This window comes from Streptomyces sp. NPDC054840 (assembly GCF_053611065.1).
On the sequence record NZ_JBSGZP010001125.1, the window covers coordinates 1 to 1,277 of the forward strand.

Below are 1,277 nucleotides of genomic sequence, written 5' to 3' on the forward strand. Positions count from 1 at the left end.
GGTCTACAAGCCGCAGGCCACCCGGGCCCAGGCCGCCAAGGCCCTGCAGTTCCTGCTGGAGGCCGAGCGTCCGCTGATCGTCGCCGGTGGCGGCATCATCAACGCCGACGCCTCCGACCTGCTGGTCGAGTTCGCCGAGCTGGTCAACGTCCCCGTCATCTCCACGCTCATGGGCTGGGGCACCATCCCGGACGACCACGAGCTGGCCGCCGGCATGGTCGGCGTGCAGACCGCGCACCGCTACGGCAACGCGACCTTCCTGGAGTCGGACTTCGTCTTCGGCATCGGCAACCGCTGGGCCAACCGTCACACCGGTTACAACCTGGACGCCTACACCAAGGGCCGCAAGTTCGTCCACGTCGACATCGAGCCGACCCAGATCGGCAAGATCTTCGCCCCGGACTTCGGCATCGCCTCCGATGCCAAGGCCGCGCTGGAGCTCTTCATCGAGATCGCCAAGGAGCTCAAGGCCGAGGGCAAGCTCCCGGACTTCTCCGCCTGGGCCGCCTCCGCGCAGGAGCGCAAGGCCACCCTGCTGCGCCGCACGCACTTCGACAACATCCCCATGAAGCCGCAGCGCGTCTACGAGGAGATGAACAAGGCGTTCGGTCCCGAGACCCGCTACGTCACCACCATCGGTCTGTCCCAGATCGCGGGCGCGCAGATGCTGCACGTCTACCGGCCGCGCAACTGGATCAACTGCGGCCAGGCCGGCCCCCTCGGCTGGACCATCCCGGCCGCCATCGGTGCCGCCACCGCGGAGCCGGAGACCCCGATCGTCGCGCTCTCGGGCGACTACGACTTCCAGTTCATGATCGAGGAGCTGGCGGTTGCCGCCCAGCACAAGGTCCCCTACGTCCACGTCCTCGTGAACAACGCCTACCTCGGTCTGATCCGTCAGGCGCAGGGCGGCCTGGGCATCAACTTCGAGGTCAACCTCGAATTCGAGAACATCAACACCCCCGAGCTGGGTGTCTACGGTGTCGACCACGTCAAGGTGGCCGAGGGCCTGGGCGTCAAGGCCATCCGCGTCACCGACCCGGAGGAGCTGGGCGCCGCCTTCGAGCAGGCCAAGAAGCTGGCCCAGGAGTTCCAGGTCCCGGTCGTCGTCGAGGCCATCCTGGAGCGCATCACGAACATCTCGATGAGCAAGACGGTCGACATGAGCGACGTCACCGAGTTCGAGGAACTCGCCACCGAGCCGGGCCACGCCCCGACCGCGATCAAGGCCCTCCAGGTCTGATCCGCGACAGCAGAAGAACGGCGGCCCCCGTCCC

General features: G+C 67.3%; 1 protein-coding gene. It reads left to right on the forward strand.

The window, feature by feature from the left end; all coding sequences use genetic code 11:
• A partial coding sequence (gcl, locus tag ACWGIU_RS38070; RefSeq protein ID WP_453712691.1) for a glyoxylate carboligase occupies window positions 1-1,243 on the forward strand: 1,243 nt, incomplete at its 5' end.
• Window positions 1,244-1,277: the final 34 nt, after the last annotated feature.